This is a genomic window from Stieleria sedimenti (genome assembly GCF_025060895.1).
GTDB classification, from domain to species: Bacteria; Planctomycetota; Planctomycetia; order Pirellulales; family Pirellulaceae; genus Stieleria; species Stieleria sedimenti.
The window spans coordinates 17,443-37,587 of the sequence record NZ_JANZKV010000009.1 but is presented as its reverse complement, the minus strand read 5'-3'; the positions used below and the strand labels follow the sequence as shown (position 1 = coordinate 37,587).

Annotated in this window: 16 protein-coding genes and 5 tRNA genes; 16 read left to right on the top strand and 5 right to left on the bottom strand. The window is 59.8% G+C overall.

Annotation, left to right across the window (positions count from 1 at the left end; translation table 11 throughout):
- Nucleotides 1–175: 175 nt before the first annotated feature.
- The 3 genes from xseA to NZK35_RS01455 form a co-directional block, all read right to left on the bottom strand.
- Complete coding sequence (xseA, locus tag NZK35_RS01465; RefSeq protein ID WP_259630820.1) at nucleotides 176–1,408, bottom strand: exodeoxyribonuclease VII large subunit; 1,233 nt, start codon at nucleotides 1,406–1,408, stop codon at nucleotides 176–178.
- Complete coding sequence (gene dapF, locus NZK35_RS01460; RefSeq protein ID WP_259630819.1) at nucleotides 1,405–2,259, bottom strand: diaminopimelate epimerase; 855 nt, start codon at nucleotides 2,257–2,259, stop codon at nucleotides 1,405–1,407. Before dapF ends, xseA begins: the two co-directional genes overlap by 4 nt.
- Before the next feature lie 400 nt (nucleotides 2,260–2,659).
- The gene (locus tag NZK35_RS01455; protein WP_259630818.1) at nucleotides 2,660–3,409 is read right to left on the bottom strand and encodes a TVP38/TMEM64 family protein; all 750 of its coding nucleotides are present in this window, start codon (nucleotides 3,407–3,409) and stop codon (nucleotides 2,660–2,662) included.
- A 450-nt stretch (nucleotides 3,410–3,859) separates the two neighbouring features.
- Here NZK35_RS01455 and NZK35_RS01450 point away from each other — a divergent pair, with 450 nt between their 5' ends.
- Nucleotides 3,860–4,705: a DUF547 domain-containing protein gene (locus NZK35_RS01450; protein WP_259630817.1), complete on the top strand. Its 846-nt coding sequence runs from the start codon at nucleotides 3,860–3,862 to the stop codon at nucleotides 4,703–4,705.
- Nucleotides 4,706–4,918: 213 nt separating this feature from the next.
- Here the strand turns inward: NZK35_RS01450 and NZK35_RS01445 are convergent, their stop codons facing one another.
- Complete coding sequence (locus tag NZK35_RS01445) at nucleotides 4,919–5,905, bottom strand: D-2-hydroxyacid dehydrogenase (RefSeq protein WP_259630816.1); 987 nt, start codon at nucleotides 5,903–5,905, stop codon at nucleotides 4,919–4,921.
- A gap of 256 nt (nucleotides 5,906–6,161) precedes the next feature.
- Here NZK35_RS01445 and NZK35_RS01440 point away from each other — a divergent pair, with 256 nt between their 5' ends.
- The 15 genes from NZK35_RS01440 (at nucleotide 6,162) to rplK (ending at nucleotide 19,661) form a co-directional block, all read left to right on the top strand.
- Entirely contained in the window at nucleotides 6,162–9,314 is a 3,153-nt protein-coding gene (locus NZK35_RS01440) for a PSD1 and planctomycete cytochrome C domain-containing protein (protein ID WP_259630815.1), read from the top strand.
- A 3-nt stretch (nucleotides 9,315–9,317) separates the two neighbouring features.
- On the top strand, nucleotides 9,318–10,724 hold the full coding sequence (locus NZK35_RS01435) for a DUF1501 domain-containing protein (protein WP_259630814.1): 1,407 nt from the start codon (nucleotides 9,318–9,320) through the stop codon (nucleotides 10,722–10,724).
- A gap of 277 nt (nucleotides 10,725–11,001) precedes the next feature.
- A complete protein-coding gene (locus NZK35_RS01430) occupies nucleotides 11,002–11,982 on the top strand; it encodes a dihydrodipicolinate synthase family protein (protein ID WP_259630813.1) in 981 nt (326 codons plus the stop codon).
- Nucleotides 11,983–12,067: 85 nt separating this feature from the next.
- Nucleotides 12,068–12,997 carry a hypothetical protein gene (locus NZK35_RS01425; protein ID WP_259630812.1) on the top strand — a complete coding sequence of 310 codons (930 nt, stop codon included), beginning with the start codon at nucleotides 12,068–12,070 and terminating at the stop codon, nucleotides 12,995–12,997.
- Nucleotides 12,998–13,231: 234 nt separating this feature from the next.
- A complete protein-coding gene (locus tag NZK35_RS01420; RefSeq protein WP_259630811.1) occupies nucleotides 13,232–14,077 on the top strand; it encodes a TrmH family RNA methyltransferase in 846 nt (281 codons plus the stop codon).
- 79 nt (nucleotides 14,078–14,156) lie between these two features.
- Nucleotides 14,157–14,918: an MBL fold metallo-hydrolase gene (locus NZK35_RS01415; RefSeq protein WP_259630810.1), complete on the top strand. Its 762-nt coding sequence runs from the start codon at nucleotides 14,157–14,159 to the stop codon at nucleotides 14,916–14,918.
- 292 nt (nucleotides 14,919–15,210) lie between these two features.
- Nucleotides 15,211–15,283: transfer RNA gene (locus tag NZK35_RS01410), tRNA-Thr, on the top strand.
- Nucleotides 15,284–15,578: 295 nt separating this feature from the next.
- A tRNA-Tyr gene (locus tag NZK35_RS01405) sits at nucleotides 15,579–15,660 on the top strand.
- Between the two features lie 73 nt (nucleotides 15,661–15,733).
- Nucleotides 15,734–15,804, top strand: a tRNA-Gly gene (locus NZK35_RS01400).
- A 9-nt stretch (nucleotides 15,805–15,813) separates the two neighbouring features.
- Nucleotides 15,814–15,885: transfer RNA gene (locus tag NZK35_RS01395), tRNA-Thr, on the top strand.
- Nucleotides 15,886–16,227: 342 nt separating this feature from the next.
- Nucleotides 16,228–17,424 (top strand): elongation factor Tu, encoded by a 1,197-nt coding sequence (gene tuf / locus NZK35_RS01390; RefSeq protein ID WP_259630809.1) that lies wholly within the window; start codon nucleotides 16,228–16,230, stop codon nucleotides 17,422–17,424.
- Nucleotides 17,425–17,564: 140 nt separating this feature from the next.
- Nucleotides 17,565–17,637: transfer RNA gene (locus NZK35_RS01385), tRNA-Trp, on the top strand.
- Nucleotides 17,638–17,789: 152 nt separating this feature from the next.
- The gene (secE, locus tag NZK35_RS01380) at nucleotides 17,790–18,248 is read left to right on the top strand and encodes a preprotein translocase subunit SecE (protein WP_259630808.1); all 459 of its coding nucleotides are present in this window, start codon (nucleotides 17,790–17,792) and stop codon (nucleotides 18,246–18,248) included.
- A gap of 108 nt (nucleotides 18,249–18,356) precedes the next feature.
- Nucleotides 18,357–19,181: a transcription termination/antitermination protein NusG gene (gene nusG / locus NZK35_RS01375; protein ID WP_259630807.1), complete on the top strand. Its 825-nt coding sequence runs from the start codon at nucleotides 18,357–18,359 to the stop codon at nucleotides 19,179–19,181.
- 54 nt (nucleotides 19,182–19,235) lie between these two features.
- Nucleotides 19,236–19,661 (top strand): 50S ribosomal protein L11, encoded by a 426-nt coding sequence (gene rplK, locus NZK35_RS01370; protein ID WP_095740494.1) that lies wholly within the window; start codon nucleotides 19,236–19,238, stop codon nucleotides 19,659–19,661.
- Nucleotides 19,662–19,898: 237 nt separating this feature from the next.
- Here the strand turns inward: rplK and NZK35_RS01365 are convergent, their stop codons facing one another.
- Nucleotides 19,899–20,093, bottom strand: a complete 195-nt coding sequence (locus tag NZK35_RS01365) for a hypothetical protein (protein WP_259630806.1) — start codon at nucleotides 20,091–20,093, stop codon at nucleotides 19,899–19,901.
- Nucleotides 20,094–20,145: the final 52 nt, after the last annotated feature.

Here is a 20,145-nt window from a genome sequence, read left to right as displayed (position 1 = left end):
GCGTCGCAGCGAACGGGAATCGCCTGAAGGCTAAACACCAACGGTTGCTGCATCCCTTGTTACTGATGCCCGTGCCGCGATTCACCGATCGACCTCCCCTCGCTTCGCTCGACCCTCCTGCCAGGAGGGTGACTTTAAAAACTGCACGACCTCTGTGTGGGAGGGTGATGTAACTTCACTCCGAATTGATCTTGTCGACGACGGATTCGAACGAGCCGCTCGCCAAACGCGTGGTGACTCGTTCACCGATCTCAAGTCGTGAAGCATCGCTGATCGCGTTGCCATCGGAATCGCTGGTCACGCTGTAACCTCTGGCCAGCGTGTTCAGTGGTGACAGCGCCGCAAGACTTGCCGCCAGCGTCGCGACATCGGATTTTGATTGCTGCAAGCGGCGATCGATCGCTTGTTTGGCCCGTTGATCGAGTTCATCGACCAACCGCGACCGCAGGTGCACCATTTCCATCGGCTTGGACATCGCCGGATGGTTGGCCAGCACGTCGAGTGCGACCTGTCTCCGCTCGAGTTCGTATTGCATCACCCGATGAAGTCGGCGTGTCAAATCATTGACGCGTTGAACAATTCCCGACCGATCGGCGAAGACTTTGGTGGCGGCGTCGGTCGGCGTCAGGGCGCGAACGTCGGCGGCCAAGTCGGACAGCGTCACGTCGACTTCGTGGCCCACCGCCGACACCGTGGGGACGGGGCACTGGGCGATCGCGCGGACGACCGCTTCTTCATTGAAACACCACAGGTCTTCCAGGCTGCCGCCGCCGCGGGCGACGACGACGACGTCCAGTTTGGGACGAATCATCGCAGCGGCTTTTAAACCACGAACGATCGTTTCGGCGGCGCCGCTGCCCTGAACTTGCGCCGGGATCACAAAAATCTCCGCGCCGATCATGCGGTTTTCCGCGGCGACCAGAAAGTCGTGAACCGCCGCGCCGCTGGGGCTGGTGATCACGCCGATCCGCCGCGGATGACTCGGCAACGGCTGCTTGCGTTCATAGGAAAACAGCCCCTCGGCGTTCAGGCGTGCTTTCAATTTTTCGAAAGCCAACTGAAGCGTCCCGACGCCTTGCGGCTGGGCTTTGCGCACGACGATCTGATAGGTGCCACGGACGGTGTAGATTTCCAGCCCGCCGAAACACAGGATGGACTGGCCGTTTTCCAAATCGAATTTCAACCGCGACGCCACGTTGCGCCACATCACGGCACGAATTTGGGAGTCGTCATCCTTGAGGGTGAAATAGATGTGTCCGCTGCGTGGCTTGGCCACGTCGGTCACTTCGCCGGCAACCCACATCATCGGGAACGTGCCTTCGACGACCGCCTTGAGCTGATGGTTCAGCTCGCTGACGGAAACGGCTTGTGTCAGCGCGTCCGATTCGGATTCGAATGATTCATTCAACGTGTCGGCCACTCACCGGAAAAGACTTCGGTGGCCGGTCCCGTCATCATCACGTGATCGGATTGCTCGATCCACTCAAGCGTCAGATCGCCGCCGAGCAAATGATTCAAAATCTTTCGCTCCGTCCGCCCGGCCAACACGCCGGCGACACAGACCGCCGAGGCGCCGGTTCCGCAGGCCCAGGTTTCGCCCGAGCCCCGTTCCCAAGTCCGCTGACGAACTTCGATCGGCGACAGGACTTCGACAAATTCGACGTTGATGCGGTTGGGGAACCGCGGGTCGGTTTCGATTTTCGGACCCAACCCCAGGACCAACTCGTCGCTGGCTTCTTCGACGAAAATCACGCAGTGGGGATTCCCCATCGACACACAGGTCACTTCCAGGGTTTGGCCGGCGAATTCGACCGGGACGGCAATGACACGTTGATCGTCGCGGGCGGTGGGGATTGTCGTCGGTACCTTGCGCCCGACCAATTCGGGCACGCCCATGTCCACCGTGACTTGATCGACCAGCCCGTCGCTGCCTACCGCAAGCGCCAGATCCAACACACCGGCGCCGGTCTCGATTTTGAGGGCGTCCCGCTTGGCGATGTTGTGGTCGTAAACGAATTTGGCAACGCAGCGAATTCCGTTGCCGCACATTTCGCTTTCGCTGCCGTCGGCATTGAACATCTGCATCCGCGCGTCGGCGGAATCGCTGGGGCGAATCAGGATCAACCCGTCGCCGCCGACACCGAAGTGTCGATGGGCGATCTGGCGAGCCAATTCGGGAGCGTTTTCGGGGGCGGATTGGGAAAAACAATCGACGTAGACGTAGTCGTTGCCGGCGCCGTGCATTTTGGTGAATTTCATGTCGGTCATGCTAAAACACCGACGCCGAAAAACAAACCGGGGTTCGCCCAAGTGACGTAAGCTTCCAGCTTGTCGATTGAATCGGGATCTGCGGAGTCAATGGTGAGCCGCTGGCCGTCAGGCCTCGGGCGGGCGCCGCAATGCCCGGCTCACTAGATCGACAGCCCGTGACGCCACACGCGGTGCGCGGGTCGGAGGCGGGAGCCTCCATCGCATCGTGTTCCCAGGCGGAGCCCTACGCCGTGAACGATTTTTTAGCGGTAGGGCGCGAGCCCTCCGGTGTGTTGGCAAAGAAGCGGAACCGGAGGGCTTGCGCCCTGCCGCTAAAACCTCGTCAAACACAGGAAATAAATCGTTCACGGCGTAGGGCGGAGCTCGGGAACAAGGGCAAGCTGGAAGCTTACGCCACTTTGGGGCGGAGGGCCGATAGGATCTTGCGGACGGCGAGTGGAAAAATCCCCAGCAGGGCGAACGCGACCGCCAGTTGCAACAACTGTGAAGGGGTGAACACGGCGCTGACGTCTTCTTTGGCCAACACGCTTAAATCGGGGACGCGAGATCCGGCGTAAACGTAAACCGCGGTACCGGCCAGCATCCCCAGCTGACTGACCCACCAAAACGTCCTCACCCGGATCGGCGTCAGACCCATCACCAGATTGATGACGAAAAACGGGACCGCGGGAATCAACCGCAGCGTGAACAGATAAAAGGCGCCTTCTTCAGCGAGTCGTTTTTGAAACGTTTTCATCGACGCCCCGTAGCGCGACTGGACCGCATCACGCAACAGATAGCGGCTACTGAGAAACGCGGTGGTCGCCCCGGCGGTGGAGGCGAAACTGACCAACACCAGCGCGCGGGCGAATCCGAAATACCATCCATAGACCATGGTCAGCGCCGCGGCCCCGGGCAGCGACAACCCCGTGACGGCAACGTAAACGCCAAACGCAATCGCATAGACGGCGACCGGATGCTGGTCTTGAAACGCGCGGAGCTGGGATTCACGCTGGGCGAGCGTCGCTAGCGAAATCACGTCACGATACAGGAAGCCCACTGACAGGATCATCACGGCCAAGATCGCAAACACGATCAACTTCCATTTCGATCCCGACGGTTTCTCGGAAGGGTCGGCTGGCGGTTCGGGTCGGTTCATGAAGATCTGCGTCGGGGAGATGGTGCTGGTTGTTAGCGGCAGGGCGCGAGCCCTCCGGTCTTTCAACGTGTTTTCGAGCTGTCACCGGACGGCTCGCGGGCTGTCGATTTAGTCGATGTTCCGAAATCAGCGTGATCATGCCAGCCCGACGCGTGAGCGAGGGGCGCCGCGTGGCCCCTTGCTAACGCGTGCGGGCTTAAATCGACAGCCCGCTCGCGCCGTTCCGCTAACACCGGCGGTTGTTTGTTCGCGGCCGGCCGCGATCAGCAGAGCCTATCCCAGCCTATCCCACTCGAAACCGGAGATGTGTGTTGGCCCCGCTCGTCCGCCAATTCGATGCAATTGCCGGCTCCTGGCGGAACGTGACCGCCGGTGGGCATTGGCCACTGTAGCTGCCCCGGAGATCAACCAGCTACAATCAAGCTCCCCCCTTGCCAGAGGTCTTTGCCCATGAATCGTCGCGTTCCAACCGCATTGACACTTGCCGCTGCGCTCGCTCTCAGCATCGCGGCAACCCGGCACGCCGTCGCGGGAACGCCGGTCTACGTCGGTGATGCCAAAGCCAAGTTGGTTCCGATGCACACCATCGATCATTCGAGCTGGAACAAGTTGCTGGCAACGTATGTCGATTCAGACGGGCGAGTCGATTACAAGCGTTGGCACGCCAGCCGGCCAGACCAAACACTGCTCGACGATTATCTGAAACATCTTTCCACCGCCTCGATCGCAGCGGACGAGAAAACCACGCAAGCCCATCGGCTCGCGTTTTGGATCAACGCCTACAACGCGTTGACCATCAAGGGCATTTTGCGCGAGTACCCGACGACCAGCATTCGCAATCACACGCCCAAGCTGTGGGGATACCACATCTGGCACGACTTGAAATTGCACGTCGGCCATCAACCGTTTTCGTTGGACGAAATCGAACACCAGGTGTTACGTAAGATGGGCGAGCCACGGATCCATTTTGCGATCGTGTGCGCGTCGATCGGTTGCCCTCGCCTACTGAGTGCAGCCTACGTCCCCGAGCATGTTGACGAACAGTTGACGACCAACACGAAAGACTTTTTCTCACGCAGCCAAAACTTTCGCCACGACGTTTCGGAGAAACGATTTTATTTGTCGGCCATCTTGAAATGGTTCGGCGAAGATTTCGGCGATGGCCAGTCGGAAGTGTTGCGGCGAATCGCCGGCTGGTTGCCCGACTCCACGGCCCGGCGCGCCGCGCTGGGCAATGCCGTCAGCATTGCTTACCTGGACTACGATTGGCAGCTGAATGCTCAATCGGCTCAATGACGATTCCCGCATCGCGATACAGCCGATTGAACTCCTTGATGAACGCCGCCTGATCTTTCATCGGCAACCTCACCGGGCCGACGGGGTGATCGTTGCGATAGACCGCCGCTTCACAAGGGATCGTTGTTCGATTGCTACTGCTCATGATGCACGCGGTGGGACAGGCACGCGGTGGGATCGGGCGGAAAAAGGTGCGCAATCACCGCAGGGAATTCAATTGGTTTGACCGCGATACACCGACGACGGATGTGGGAACCCGAGTCGTTTATCGACGCGATTGTAGACGGGCAAGCCCGACTGATAGCGTCTTAAGTTGATCACGGCCAGAGCAGTCGAATCGTCGACACGCCGAGCGGATTGCGCGCCCACATGCGGCGAGATCATCACTTTCGGGTCATCCCACAACAAACTCTCCGGCGGCAACGGTTCCACTTCCGTCACGTCCAATCCCGCGCCGGCCAGGTGACCGCTGGCCAGCACCTCGCACAACGCTTTCTCCTGGACCACCGATCCGCGGGCGACGTTGATCAAGTACGAACCACGCTTCATCGTCGCGAAACGTTCGGCGTCGAACACTCCCTTGGTGTCCCCGTTGAGCGGTAGCGTCAGAATCACGACATCGCTTTCGCCGAGCAGCCGATCGAGTTGGTCGGCCGGCCAAAGCTCCGAAACCTCTGCCGGACAATCGACGGGGTAGAAATCGGTGGCGATGATGCGAACGTCCCAAGGCGCCAACACGCGTGCCAGAAAGCGACCGTTCCCGCCCAAGCCGACGATCCCGACGGTTTTGCCACGCAGATCATCGGTGGGCAATCGCACGAATTCGCGTTTCGCTTCGGCGCGAAAAAACAGCGGAGCGCGGCGGATCACGCCGAACAACAATGAAAAGGTTTGCTCGGCGACTTGGGGGGCGAACAAACCAGACGCGCTGCTGACGACGATCTCGTCGGATTCGATCACGCCGGGAACCAGACAATGGTCCAACCCCGCCGCCGAAGACTGAATCCAACGCAGTTTCCCGGCCTCGAGCACGCGATCCCAGTTCACCGGGACTTTGGCGTGACCGATAAAGATGTCCGCCGTCGGCAGCAGCTCATCGATCCGTTCCTGGCCGGCGTTGACCACTTCAAAATCCGGCGCCGCGGCTTGAATCTGGTCGATATGTTTTTTGCCGACAGGATAACAGAGGACAATTCGCATGGGGCGGGTCCAGGGAGAGGCGTTCGCGTGAGCCGCGATTATCTACCAGTCCATCCGTTTGCTCAATCCGACGCGATGCCTTCAGGGGGAGATCACTCGTCCGTGCGGGATGTCGAAGTTGGGGTAGGAAGATTATGGGGTAGGAAGATTTTCGTCTTTGCCAGTGGATGGCGGAACGGGCAGTCTTGCAGACGTTGTCGACACGTCGATGGTACAATGACGTTCCCTCCCACTCCCTACCTCGCAACGATCGCCCATGAATCGAAGATTCGCCACCTTGTTGGCCTGGATGTGCTGCTGCGGCATGTCCGTTGCTAAAGAAAACGCGACCGATGGTGACATTGATTTTGCCAGCCAAGTCCGTCCGATCTTGTCCGATGCCTGTTTCGCCTGTCACGGGCCGGATGAAGAATCACGCGAGGCGGATTTGCGTTTGGACGATCCCGATTCCGCGGCTGCGGTGACCCAGCCGGGCGACGCCTCGGCCAGTGAATTGTACGCCAGATTGATCGAAACCGATCCCGAGTTGAAGATGCCTCCGCCGGATTCCGGCAAGACACTCGACGCGTCGCAGATCGACGTGCTGAAACGCTGGATCGACCAGGGAGCCGCGTTCGAAACCCATTGGGCGTTTGTGCCACCGGGTCGCCCGGAAATCCCCCCCGTCGACCGGGCCTCGTGGGTGAAGAATCCGATCGACGCGTTTGTCGCTCGAAAACTCGAATCCGAAGGGTTTTCGCCTTCACCGGCCGCCGACAACCGCACGCTCATCCGCCGACTATCGTTGGACTTGACCGGGCTGCCCCCGGAACCGGATTTTGTCGCGACGTGGGAGAAACGTCTTCAAGAGGACGGCGAGACGGCGTACCAGAATCTGGTCAGCCGGCTGCTTCAATCGAGTCACTATGGCGAACACTGGGGGCGGCTGTGGTTGGACGCGGCCCGCTATGCCGACTCCGACGGCTACGAAAAAGACAAACCCCGCGAAGCCTGGTTTTACCGCGACTGGGTCGTCGACTCGTTCAACGACGATCGCCCCTACGACGATTTCATCATTCGCCAAATCGCCGGCGACCTGCTGCCTGATGCCACACAAGCCGATCACGTGGCCACCGGATTCTTGCGGAATTCGATGGTCAACGAGGAAGGCGGCGCCGATCCCGAGCAGTTTCGCATGGAAGCGATGTTCGACCGCATGGACGCGATCGGCAAATCCATCCTCGGGCTGACGATTCAATGCGCCCAGTGTCACACGCACAAGTATGACCCGATCGAGCAGCACGAGTACTATGGAATGTTCGCGTTCCTGAACAACACGCATGATGCGATCGTGCCGGTTTATACCGACGCTGAACTCGAACGCCGCCAGCAAGTGCTGCGGCAGATCGAAGAACAGGAGCGTTTGATCAAGCAGGCCCTGCCCGACTGGCGTGTGCGGATGCACCGCTGGGCGCACGAAGTGGCGTCACGGGCCGAACCCGACTGGACGACGACCGAATTGTCGTTCTTGGACACCGCGTTGAGCGGATCGAAGTTCCAACCCCAAGGCGATGGGTCGTGTCTGTGCCAAAGCTATGCGCCGACAAATTTCAAACCGCAGGGCACCGGCACCTTCCACGGCAAGCGGCTGACGGGACTGCAATTGGAATTGCTGACGCACCCGAACCTGCCACGTGGCGGGCCGGGACGAAGTGTCGACGGGACGTGGGCGCTGAGCGAACTGACGGCCGATGTCGCTTTGTCTGACGCCCCCGAGCAATCGACGCGGATCAAATTCAGCCGCGCCGTCGCCGATCGCTCGCCGGCGGTCGCCGAGTTGAAACCGCGGTATGACAACAAGAAGGACCAGAAACGCATCACCGGCGGCATCGACTTTGCCATCGACGGCGACGAGACGACCGCTTGGACCAACGAAGTCGACACGCCGCTGAGCAACATCTCGCAAACCGCATGGTTTGAATTCGACCAGCCGATCGAAATCCCCGACGGGCAACACGCGATCGTCACCGTCCATCTGGCCCAACGACACGGCGGATGGAACAGTGACGACAACCAGACCTTCAACATCGGACGATTTCGGGTGTCGCTGACCGGTGAAGTGATCCCGGAATTTGTTCCGCTGCCCCAGGCGGTCGCTGCGTTGATTCGACAGGCACCGGACCAATGGACGCCGGCGGAGGAAGCGACCGTGTTTTCTCATTGGCGGACCACCGTGGCCGAAGCACAACCGCACAACGACGCGATCGAACAGGCCTGGAAATCCCATCCCCGTGGCACCACGCAATTGACCTTGGCCCGTCGCGACGCGCCGCGGGCGACATCGTTGTTGGCGCGGGGTGATTTCCTGAGCCCCGTCAAAGAAGTCCAACCGCACGTCCCTGCGCTTTTGCATCCGTTGAAAGCGAACAACGAGCGAAGCAGCGCCGAGCCCAAGCGATTGCAGTTCGCGCGGTGGTTGGCCTCGGACGAATCTCCGACCACGGCCCGATCGATCGTCAACCGAATTTGGCAAGCGTATTTCGGAGTCGGCTTGGTCGAAACCAGTGACGACCTGGGGACGCAGAGTGCGCCGCCGTCGCATCCCGAGCTGATGGATTTTTTGGCGGTCGAACTGATCGAGAACCACTGGAGTCTAAAACACTTGCATCGTTTGATCGTCAGTTCGGCGACCTATCGCCAGTCGTCGAATTTGACACCCGAATTGGCCCAGCGCGATCCCTACAACCGCCTGCTGGCGCGGGGAGCACGCTTTCGGGTGCCCGCCGAAACGGTGCGTGACATCACCTTGGCGGCCGGCGGATTGCTCAACCGCAGCGTGGGCGGACCGAGCGTTTACCCGCCGGCGCCGGAGTTCTTGTTCACCCCACCGGTCAGCTACGGCCCCAAGATCTGGGATGTCGCCCAAGACGATCAGCGTTACCGACGGGCGTTGTACACGTTTCGATTTCGCAGCGTTCCCTATCCGATGCTCGAAAACTTTGACGCCCTCCCCGGCAACCTGTCCTGCGTCCGTCGCAGCACATCCAACACGCCGATGCAAGCGCTCACCTCGCTCAACGAACCGATGTTTCTGGAGTGCTCGATCGCGTTGGCGGCCAAGACGTTACGCCAATGCGATGCCGATGAAGACGGACCTGCTGAAAACAGAACGGTCAGCGACGGCCGACGCATCCGGTTCGCTTTCGAACGTTGTGTCGGACGCGCACCGAGCGGCGCAGAACAACGTGTGTTGAGCGACTACCTGATGCGTCAACGCGAACGGATTGATTCGAACGAACTCTCCGCGGAATCCATTCTGTCTTCCGGTCCGCTGCTGGACCTGGACGATTTGGATGCGACAGAATTGGCGGCGTGGTCGCTGGTTTGTCGCGTGATGCTGAACTTGGATGAAACGATCACTCGAGAATAGATGATGAACAACCTGAATCGATCGCGGCGCTGGTTTTTAAAAGATTGTGGCGTCGGGTTGGGCGCGATCGCAGCCGCCCAACTGATGGCTGAAGAGTCCGGTGCCGCGTCGACGGCCGATCCGCTTGCCGTTCGCCAGCCGCACTTTCCCGGCAAAGTCAAGAACGTGATTTTTCTGTTCATGGCCGGGGCGCCCAGCCATTTGGAATTATTCGACTACAAACCACAGCTTGCCAAGTTCGATGGCACGTTGCCACCGGCGGAACTGTTGAAAGGTTATCGGGCGGCATTCATCGACCCGAATTCAAAACTGCTGGGGCCGAAATTCAAATTCGCCCGCCACGGAGAGAGTGGTGCGGAGATCAGTGAGATCTTGCCGCACACTGCAAAGGTCGCCGATGAATTAACGATCGTGAAATCGATGACGACCGACGCGTTTAATCACGCGCCGGCGCAGATCATGATGAACACCGGGTCGCAATTGTTTGGCAAGCCCAGCCTGGGTGCCTGGACGCTTTACGGGTTGGGCAGCGAGTCGAAAGATCTGCCGGGGTTCGTCGTGTTCAGCAGCGGCAGCAAGGGACCCAGCGGTGGCAACAGCAACTGGGGCAGCGGTTTTTTGCCGACCATGTATTCCGGCGTGCAGCTCCGCAGTGTCGGCGATCCGGTGCTGTATTTGTCCAATCCGCCGGGGGTGGATGCACGCGCACAACGCGACGCGTTGGACGCGATCACGGCACTCAATCAGCAACATCTGGCGTTGACCGGTGATCCCGAGATCGCGACGCGCATCAATTCGTTCGAGATGGCGTACCGCATGCAATCGTCCGCGCCGGAATTGATGGACATCCAATCCGAAACGCAACAGACGCTGGACCTGTACGGTGCCGATCCCGACAAACCGTCCTTTGCCAAAAACTGTTTGTTGGCGCGACGGCTGGTCGAGCGTGGCGTTCGATTTGTTCAGCTGTTCCATGAAGCATGGGATCAGCACGGCAATCTGGTCGGCGGATTGAAAACCAATTGCAAGAACACCGACCAGGCCTGTGCGGCGTTGATTCAAGATTTAAAGCGACGCGGGATGTTGGAGGAGACGTTAGTGATTTGGGGTGGCGAGTTTGGACGCACGCCGATGGTTCAGGGCGGCGGCAACGACGGTCGCGACCACCACCCCAACGCGTTCACGATGTGGCTGGCCGGCGGCGGGATGAAGGCGGGCACGACGCTGGGCGAGAGCGATGAATTCGGCTTCAACGTGACACGTGATCGCGTGCATGTCCGCGACCTGCATGCCACGATTTTGAACCAACTGGGGTTCGACCACACGCGATTGAGCGTGAAATTCCAGGGGCTCGATCAGCGGCTCACCGGCGTCGAACCGGCGCGAGTGGTCCGAGAACTCCTCGCCTAACCCACCCGGTGGCGTAAGCTTCCAGCTTGCGAAAGTGGCGTAAGCTTCCAGCTTGCGATCGGTGAGCCCGCGAACCGTGGCCGAGGCTTCCAGCTTACCAGCGGCCTGTCGATAGAGTGAGCCGCGACGCGTAAGCGGCCGGGCATTGAGGCGTCCGCCCGAGGCCTTACGGCCAGCGGCTCACCATTGCCTCACGAAATCCCATTAAATCGACAGCCTGCTAGCGCTGAACTATTCTTTCGACAGACCGTTTCATCCTCGAATCCGCTGCGTATTGATGCCCACCCCAATCACCGGAATTTTGACCCCCAACATCACGCCTGTCGATCGTGACGGTCGTGTCGACGAAGACACGTTGCGTCGCTACGTGGACTGGTTGATCGAAAAAGGCGTCGATGGGCTGTACCCCAACGGCAGCACGGGCGAATTCATTCGTTTCACCGCCGAAGAGCGGCGACGGATCGTCGAGGTGGTGGTGGACCAGACCGCCGGTCGCGTGCCGGTCTTGGCCGGTGCCGCCGAGGCGAACGCCAAGGAGACGATTGCGGCGTGCGAAGCCTATGGTGCGATGGGTGTGCGGGCGGTCGCGATCGTCGCCCCGTTCTACTACCGGCTTTCCGATCAAGGCGTTTATGCGTATTTCCGCGAGATCGCCGATGCCGTGTCGGTGGACGTGACGCTGTACAACATCCCCCTGTTTGCTTCGCCGATTTCCGTCGACACCGTCGTTCGTTTGGCGTCGGAATGCCCGCGCGTGGTCGGCATCAAAGACAGTTCGGGTGACTTGCCGAACATGATGCGGATGATCTCGCAGATCCGTCCGATCCGCGACGACTTTTGTTTCCTGACGGGCTGGGATGCGGCCTTGGTTCCGATGCTGGTGGTGGGAGCCAATGGCGGGACCAATGCGACCAGTGGAGTCGTCCCCGAACTGACTCGTGCGATTCACCGCAGCGTGGTTGCCGGCGACATCGACCAGGCGATGAAGTTGCAGTACCAGTTGCTGCCGCTGTTCGACGCCATGATCTCCATCAGCGAGTTCCCCGAAGGGTTTCGTGCCGGCGCCCGGTCTCGCGGCTGGGACCTCGGTCCGGGACGCGTCCCGATTTCTGAACGGCAAAAGGACGCCATTGCCGAAGCCCAGCGTCAGATCGATGATTTATTGAAAGAATTCGTCGACGCGCCAACGCCGCGGGTTTCCAATCAAGTGATCGAGAAAATCGTGCAACAGGTGATGTCGCAGCTCAAGTCACAGTAAAGTAATGGCTTGCGGAAATGTATGACATCCGCTGAGGCAATCGCCTCGTGTCGGATCGGAGACGGAAACAACCACAAGCTGATCCATGCAACGTCGCACGACGCTACGTCGATTTTCCACCGCGTGCTCCTTCGCATTCCTGGTCGCCTGGCTACCGGGGTTTATTTGTTTGACGCCGGCTGACATCCACGCCTGGGAACCGAAGAACGCCGCCGTCGTGGCGGGCCAAGCGTTTCTGGAGCTCAGCGCCCCTTCACTGACCGAGAGCAGCGGCCTGGCGTTTTCCCACGTTGCCCCCCATTGCGTTTGGTCGCACAACGATTCCGGCGACAAAGCGAGGCTGTACGCATTCAACACCAGCGGCAAGTATTGTGGGCGGCTGGTGCTGCGCGGGGTCGGCGCGCATGACTGGGAAGACATGGCATCGTTCGACGACGGCGGGGCTCGCTTGCTCGTTGCCGACGTGGGCGACAACGATGCCCAACGCAAATCGGTTTCGTTGTACCTGTTCGACGAACCGGATCCCAGAAAAAGGTCATTCGTCGATTCAATCCAGCATTTGGTGATTCGCTACCCGGGCGGACCCCAGAACTGTGAATCCGTCGCGGTCGACGTTCGCCGGCGACGGATTTTGATGTTGGGCAAGTCGCCGTTGCTCGCGACGATGTACGAGCTCCCGTTGCCCGAGCGTCCGCAAGACGATCAGTCGGCGGCCGGCCCCTCGGTGATCGAACTGGAAGCCAAGCCGATCGCGAAACTCGCGATCCCGCTTGCCACCGGCATGGACCTTTGCCCCACGACGGGAGACCTCTGGATCTCGAATTACCTTCAAGCCTATCGCTTCCCCGCCTCCAAACGCGTACCGCTGGAAACGCGTCTGCGGCAGATCCCCGACATTTTTGAATTGCCAAAGCTGAAGCAGGTCGAAGCGATCGCGGTCGACGGCAAGGGGCGGGTCTGGGTGACCAGCGAAGGCATTCCGGCGAAGATGCAGCGGCTCGCGTTCACGCCGTAGGGTTTGGCCAGCGTCTCGCTGGAACAAGCCGTGGAGCATTTGTTAGCGGTAGGGCGCGAGCCCTCCGGTGTGTTGGTAGAGAGGAGGAACCGGAGGGCTTGCGGTCTGTCGGTTTTGTGAGCCGCGACGCGTAAGCGGCAGGGCACTGCGACGCTGCCCGAGGCCTGACGGCCAGCGGCTCACCATTCACTCAGCAGAACCCGCCTGACTCGACGCCATCCTCGCTGCCAGCCAATGCCCCACCGTGATTCCATCCAGCCGATCCCGATCGATTCGGTCGACGATCACCGCCTGTCGGACTTTCGCGACTTGAAGCGTCGACCGACCGGACGCGTGTTGAACTCGACACACTTCGTCGTCGAGGGGCAACTGATCACGGGCCGATTGATCGCCAGCGATTTTGGCGTGCGATCGGTGGTGGTCGAACAGGGCCGCGATCTGGACGCGCTGGGCGAGGTGGCTGCCGGGACTCCGGTCTATTCGGTTTCTCGCGACCAGATGCGTCAGCTGGCCGGGTTCGATTTTCACCGCGGCTTTCTGGCCAGTGCGGCGCGAAAACCGCTCGGCGGGGTCGACGATTTCCGCCCCGACCCGGTCTCCTTGGCACTCGTCCACACGACCGACATGGAGAACCTGGGCAGCATGGTGCGTTCGGCGGCGGCGCTGGGGATCCGACAGATCTTGATCGACCACCGCTCGGTCGACCCGTTTTCTCGGCGGGCGATGCGGGTCAGCATGGGAGCGGTGCTGGGCATGCGTTGGCTGGTGATGAACGATCCGGCCGGCGATTTACGGTCCCTGGCCGACCAAGGGGTGGTCAGCCTGGCATCGACCTTGGCGGCCGATTCGATTTCGATCGGCGACGTGTCCAGCGACGCAGCGCCGACGGTCCTGGTGATGGGTAATGAAGCCGAGGGGTTGCCGGAGGAAGTGCAGCGTGCGGCGAGCGAACGGGTGACGATTCCGATGCCCACCGCCCCGGGGTGCGGACCGCTGGTCGACAGTTTGAACGTCTCGGTGGCCGCCGCGATCCTGCTGTTCGAGCTGACGCGGGCGGAGAGGAAACGGAGTCAGAGATAGCAATGCGGGCGTCGCTTGCACTACAATTGACGTCGACGCCAGCTTTTTTCGCCCTCCCGAACCGCCAGCACAGTCGATCATGCAACTGCATTGCCTCGGAACTGCCGGGTATCACCCCAACGAGGATCGGCACACCAGCTGCTACTTTTTGCCCGAGAGCGGAATCGTCTTGGACGCCGGCACGGGGCTGTTTCGGTTGGCCGAACTGATTGAAACGCCGACACTGGACATCCTGCTCAGCCACGCCCACCTCGATCACGTCGCCGGTCTGACGTTTTTGCTGGACGTGTTGTATCAACGGCCCGTTGATCGGCTGCGAATCTGGGGCGAGAAAGAAAAGTTGGCGGCGATCGAGCAGCACCTGTTTTCAGATCTATTGTTTCCGGTACCGATCCAGGCGGAATATCGAGAAATCGACGCGTTGCCCGAATTCACGATCGGCGACTGCACGATCCGCTGGCGACCTCAACAGCACCCGGGCATGTCCGTCGGGTATCGACTGGATTGGCTCAACGGGCCGCGTCTGTTGTATTTGACCGACACGACGGGGGACGACAGTGGCGAGGCGATAGAGTGGAACGCCGGGGCGGATCTGCTGATGCACGAGTGCTATTTTGCCGACGCCAGCTCGGAGTGGGCGAACAAAACGGGGCACACCTGGAGCAGCCGGCTGGCAAACATCGCTCAGGCTTCGGCACCCAAGCATCTGATGCTGACGCACGTCAATCCGATCGACGCCGAGCCGGAACGGATGCTTCGAGAGGTCACCGAGGCGCTGCGGGGGCGACAAACCTGCGTCAGTTTGGCCGCCGATCGCGAGGTCGTTGAATTCGGCCGATGAACCGCCGAATTGCCTCATGATCGGCGATCAGATGACCGAAACAGTGCTTCACACAGCGAACCGAAGCGTTCCGCGGACTGTCCAGATGTCAGTGCGACCGGGTCCGGCGGATCCGGTCACGGTCAGGTGAATCAGGTCGATCTGGAGGTTTGAGCACCGGAGAGGTCAAATCCGGCTTGCCCCAGAACGATCGATTGCTAAACTCTGCCGTCTCCCAGCGATTGATGCTTGGCATCGACGCGGGAAAAAGACAGTGCCAGGAAGAACAACCTGGCGGCAGGGCGGTCGAATCGCCAGCGTAGCTCAGTTGGCAGAGCAGCTGATTTGTAATCAGCCGGTCGTGGGTTCGAATCCCTCCGCTGGCTCTGGCAGGGGAATCCCGACTCGGCGTAGCCTGGCTCGAAAAACCCCAACCCGAAAAACCCTGGCCCAGGGCGTGACGCCCGAAGCCGTGGTGCCGGCAGCCGGACGCACAGGTATTTGGCAGACAGTTTTCTGGCAGACAGTTGCTGGCACGGACGATTCCGGCCGCAACAACGCCGGGCGAGGCCACCTTGCCACGGGCGGCTCCAAACGACAAACTTCGCGACGAACACTCCAAACCAAGCTTCAACGGGAACCGGACGAACAGCAAGAACAACACGACTAGTGAAACGTTAGGGGGGTTTGCCCGAGTGGTTAAAGGGGGCGGACTGTAAATCCGCTGGCTACGCCTACATTGGTTCGAATCCAATAGCCCCCATGGAAAGAATTTGAAAGTTGAGATCTCAAATCTGAGATTCGCGGCTCGGGCAAACCACGCCTGGGCACGAGATGCGGGTGTAGCACAATGGTAGTGCAGCAGCCTTCCAAGCTGAATACGAGGGTTCGATTCCCTTCACCCGCTCTGAGCGTCGCTGCTGTAGCTCAGTGGTAGAGCACTTCCTTGGTAAGGAAGAGGTCATGGGTTCAAGTCCCATCAGCAGCTTGAGCGTCTGGAACTGAGAATCTGGAAAGTTGGTGCGGATCTTGCTGATTTTTTGCAATCAGCAATTGCAAGCGACGCGACTTTTCGCAACAACTACGCACCCTCGCCAGCGGCACTGATTTTTGCCTTCTCTGGTGGGAGTACTGAAGCAACAACCGGGACGTCCTTGGTGGGCGTTCTTGGATACGATTTTCTGTCTGTTTAGAAGAACAAAGTCGGATCGTCGCGACCACTGGGTCGGTGAACCACCGTGGGTGTGAACACGGTCACCACTCGAGAGGGCTCGTCAGGGGCGTATCCCCCGACAAGTAGCAAGAACGATCTGACGCAGGTGAGTTAGAAATGGCCAAGGCAACATTTGAACGGACCAAGCCCCACGTGAACGTCGGCACGATTGGGCACATTGACCACGGTAAAACAACGACGACGGGTGCAATCCTGGCAGTCCAAGCCGCAAAGGGCTTGGCACAGGCAAAGGGGTATTCGGATATCGCCAAGGGCGGTACCGTCCGTGACGCGACCAAGACGGTGACCATCGCGGTCGCCCACGTCGAGTACGAATCGGACAACCGTCACTACGCCCACATCGACTGCCCGGGCCACGCTGACTTTGTCAAAAACATGATCACCGGTGCCGCCCAGATGGACGGTGCGATCCTGGTGGTCTCGGCCGCCGACGGCCCGATGCCGCAAACCAAGGAACACGTGCTCCTGGCCCGCCAGGTCGGCGTTCCTTACATCGTCATCTTCCTCAACAAGTGCGACCTGGTCGACGACGAAGAGTTGTTGGAACTGGTCGAACTGGAAGCCCGTGAGCTGCTCAGCAAGTACGACTTCCCGGGTGACGACGTTCCCGTGATCCGCGGGTCTTCGCTGCCGGCGTACAACAACCCGACCGATCCGGAAGCCAGCAAGTGCATCACCGAGTTGATGGAAGCGCTGGATGAATACATCCCCGAGCCCGTCCGCGAAGACGACAAGCCGTTCTTGATGGCCATCGAAGACGTGTTCTCGATCGAAGGTCGTGGAACGGTCGCGACCGGTCGGATCGAGCGTGGCGTGATCAAGGTCGGCGAAGAAGTCGAAATCGTCGGTCTCGGCCCGAACTCGGCCAAAACGACCTGCACCGGCGTCGAAATGTTCCGCAAGGAAATGACCGAAGGACGTGCCGGAGACAACGTCGGCTGCCTGCTCCGCGGGATCAAGCGTGAAGAAATCCAGCGTGGCCAAGTTTTGGCCAAGCCGGGCTCGATCACCCCGCACACCAAGTTCGAAGCCGAAGTTTACTGCTTGAGCAAAGACGAAGGCGGTCGACACACCCCGTTCTTCAGCGGCTACCGTCCCCAGTTCTACTTCCGAACCACCGACGTGACCGGCACCGCCAACCTGGAAGGTGCAGAAATGTGCATGCCCGGCGACAACGTCAAAGTCACCGTCGAACTGCACAAACCGATCGCCATGGACGATGGCGTCCGCTTCGCTATTCGCGAAGGTGGCCGAACGGTCGGTTCGGGCGTTGTGACCAAAATCGTCGAGTAGTCTCCGAATCGAGACCGTTTGGCACCCTTGCGGGACGCCAAACTCGATGGAAAATAACGCGAGAACCAACGAACCGTCTGTGGGTCGTTGGTTCTCTGCTTTAAACTACGCGAAGCCGGATTTCGGTCCGGCCGCAGCGAAGGAGTGTAGCTCAATTGGCAGAGCACTGGTTTCCAAAACCAGCGGTTGCGGGTTCAAGTCCCTCCACTCCTGCTTTGATTTTCGGCTTTTCACGCTGCTCTGGTGCCAAGACCGGGAGCGGATGTACGATGAGCCTTTTCGCGGAGGCAACGGGTCCTCCGTCCACACTGGCTGACAAAAGCCGGCCCGAATGAGCCGGCCGATCCGAACGTAAGGACAATCGAGTGTCTCGAGACATCGCCGGGAGCAAAGCGAGTACCGCCCCGAGTGGAGGTTCGCTATCAAGCGAACTGTTCCACACTGCCGTATACAAACCGAACCAGGGCCGCATCGTCCGCCAGTTGACCGTTCTGGCAATCTGGCTGATCGTTGCCCTTGGCGCATGGCGGCTTTACGCCACACTGGACGGATCGACCTCCAACAAGGCGATCGCGGTGGGCATTCCCGCGGGCATCTTGCTGGCCGGGCTGTGGATCGGTTTTCGGCTGATCAACTGGCCACGCTTCGCCGATTTTCTGATCGCCGTCGAAGCGGAAATGAAGAAGGTGACCTGGCCCAGCCGCGACGAGGTCAAACGGGCTTCGGTCGTCGTGATCGTGACGATCGCGATCCTAGCGGTTTCCCTGTTCCTGTTCGACGTCTTCTGGCAAGCTTTCTTCGATGCCCTGTGGGCGACCGCATAGCCGATTGCTCTGAGGCGATTTGCTGGTAGATTTGCAATCTGGTCGGTCGCCACACCTCTCGCCCGCCGCTCTTCACGTTTTACGCTCCCAGCCGTTTCCAGTGTTCCAATGACCGACGAATCCAAATCTCCCAACACCGATGACTCTGAAGTGATTGACGAGTCCAGTGAAGTGCTTGAGGAAAACGATTCCGCGGACGCTGGTTCCGAGGAAAACACGGGCCCAGAAAACACGGGCCCAGAAAACACGGGCCCAGAAAACACGGGCCCAGAAAACACGGGCACAGAAAACACAGCTCAGGGAACCGAAACCGCCGAAGCGACCACTGAGTCGACCGGCGAAGTCTTTCTGGACAGCGACGACGATGATGACGACGCCCCCAGCGGCGACATCGAAATGGATTGGTACATCCTGAAGGTCGCGTTCAACCGCGAAGATTCCATCGCCGATGCGCTGCGAAAAAAAATCGCGATGGAGGGGATGGAAGAATACTTCGGCGAAGTGGTGGTCCCCAGCGAAGACATTGCCACGTTCACCCGTGACGGAAAAAAGCGGATCACCAAACGGAAGCTTTTGCCCGGCTACATCATGGCCCGGATGGCGATCAACGACGACACCTGGTTCCTGGTCCGCGAAACCGGCGGGATCAGCGACTTTACCGGGTCGGCGGGCAAGCCGATGCCGATGGACCCGGCGGATGTGGATCGATTCATCAATCGGCCCATCGCCGAGGACGAAGAAGAAGCCCCGATCAAGACTGCGATCCCGTTCAAAGTCGGTGATCGTGTGCGGGTCAAGGAAGGGAATTTTGAAAACCAAGAAGGTGATGTCGACGCCGTCGATGAAGCCAACGGCCGCATCACTGTGATCATCAATATTTTCGGCCGCAGCGTTCCTATGGAATTGGATCACTGGCAAGTCGAACCGGTGTAGTTAACCTAACGCCGAACCACTCCATCAACTCAAAATCATACCAATCATCCGATCATGGCAAAGCAAGTAACAGGACAGGCGAAGTTTCAAGTTCCCGGCGGTCAAGCCACTCCGGCCCCTCCCGTCGGTACGTCCTTGGGTAAGTTCGGCGTGAACCTGGGACAGTTCGTCCAAGCGTTCAACGACCGCACCAAGGAATACAACGGAACCCCGATCCCGGTCATCGTCACGGTCTACAACGACCGCAGCTTTGACTTCATCACCAAAAGCCCGCCGGCAGCTTCGCTGCTGAAGCAGGCCGCGGGAATCGCCAAGGGAAGCGGTGTGCCGAACGTCAACAAGGTCGCCAAGGTCACCCGCGCCCAGTGCGAAGACATCGCCACCAAGAAGATGGCCGATCTGAACGCCCGCAGCATGGACCAAGCGGTCCGAATGATCGAGGGCACGGCCCGCAGCATGGGCATCGACGTCGAAGGCTGAACATCGCGTAAGCTTCCAGCTTGCGTTCTCCTGTCGCCCGCCACATCTCTCCAATCGCCACTGGTCGCATGACCAGTGAAGGTGCGCGTGACTCAAGCCGGGGTGCCGCAGTGTGGCAGCCATGGTGATCCCAAAGGTTTAGCCGCGAAAGAGCACAAAGAGCACAAAAGAAGAAGGCGCCGACCGTTCGTAGAGCGTGTCGTCGCCCTTCTTTCCAGCGCCAATTCGAGCCAGTTTTCACGCGCACCCTTTTGCGTTCTTTGCGCTCTTTTGTGGCTCCCCTAAATCCTCGCGCACGAGCCGGAACAACTCTCCGGAACCGTTGAGGCCGCGAAAGAGCGCAAAGAGCACAAAAGAAGAAGGCGCCGACCGTTCGTAGAGCGTGTCGTCGCCATTTCTCCAGGCGCCAATTCGTTCCAGTTGCACGCTCAACCTTTTGCGTTCCTTCGTGGCGTTACCCCATACTACCGTTTCAGCGTCGAGG